General features: G+C 34.4%; 1 protein-coding gene. It reads right to left on the bottom strand.

The features are described 5' to 3' along the window. Complete coding sequence (locus AB1422_19470; protein ID MEW6621482.1) at nt 1-939, bottom strand: hypothetical protein; 939 nt, start codon at nt 937-939, stop codon at nt 1-3. Nucleotides 940-1,411: the final 472 nt, after the last annotated feature.

The raw sequence follows: 1,411 nt of genomic DNA, 5'->3' as shown, positions 1-1,411 counted from the left end.
TTACAATAATTTTAACTTCAATGATTTAAATCTTTCCTCAACCTTCTCTAAAGAGACTACCTTTAATCCTGAAAGTATATCATCACCAGTTAATTCTTTAATAGTTTGGGCTATTTCTTTAGAGCCAATTTTATTATTGGAGGTTGTCAATTTAGAGATAATTTTAGCCACAATCCCTCGACCATGTCGATTTACCAGGTCAATTATAATAAAGGTAGAGGCAGGAGTATAGAAATATTCCAATTCTTTGGAGATTTGGTAATCTGTCAGGTCTATCGTTTCCTGACCTGGTTTTTTATTAGCGTATAATTTAAGTATTCTCGGATATTCATAATTAAAAAAGGCATATCGGTCAAATCTTTGCCAGCATAAAAATCCAATATACCCACCTATCCCTTCGGCAAACCAAACTCCATCCTCTTTTAATTTTAATTTTTCTTTTATGATACCTTTAACCAATTCTTTGGGCAAGGTATAGACAAGTCGAAGCCGAGTTTTGGACTCACGAAAGGGAAAGATTGTCTCTGCAACAACGGGATAACATAATATCCCATCTACCAGAACTAAACCCTTATTTGTATATTTTAAAAATATATCATCTATGTCTTCACAAAAAACCAGTCCATAAGGTTGATATGATAAAAGGTTCTCTTGAGGAATTTCTAGAACCTTTTCTATCATTTCATACTCTTTGACTAAAATTTCTAATATTTGATGAGCGAGTTTTTTTTGAGTAGCATTTTCTTCAGGATAAAAAATTTCTACTATCCCTTTTTTTAGTGGTTCTTTTGAAATTTGCAGATGAGTAAAACTCGGTTGTTCAGCCTCTTTATGTAGCCAAAATTTAATTCCCAAAGGTAGCACACCCACAATTATCCCACATATAAATCCGAGGATGAACTTTTTGTGCATATTTTCTTCCTCAATAAAGATTATCATACATATCTGAACTTGTCAAGAGGCTGACCGAGAATTTTTTAAAAATATCTTCTACTATTTTGGTAAAACTTACTAAAGTTGATTAAAAATTCGTAACCGTTCAGGTAATCCTTTACCGCACAGACGCAGAGAAACAGAGAGGAAAACATCTTTTTTTCGTGTTTTTCGGTGTTTAAAAAGGCTTAAAAACAGTTAGTCAAAAGTCCGTATTAAAAGATTAATAAACAACGAAAGACCCGAAATGCACAAAAAAAAGGAAATTTCTGTCTCTGGTGAATAGATTTTAATTTTTTCTCTGCGTCTCTGTGTCTGTGCGGTGAACGGTTACGAAATTTTCTCTTGCCATGCTCTCGCCAGGACGCAAAGGTCGCCAATGGGGGCTTTTCTTAGCGTCCTTTGCGCCTTTGCGAGAAATCTGAAAGTTTTTTCTGCCTTTTCAAATCTATCTCCTCTTTCTCCTCTGTCTCTGTGT

The organism is bacterium (genome assembly GCA_040757115.1).
In the GTDB taxonomy this organism is placed as follows: domain Bacteria; phylum UBA9089; class CG2-30-40-21; order CG2-30-40-21; family SBAY01; genus JBFLXS01.
Note: the sequence above shows the minus strand (reverse complement) of the source record. Positions and strands in the feature narration are given on the sequence as shown.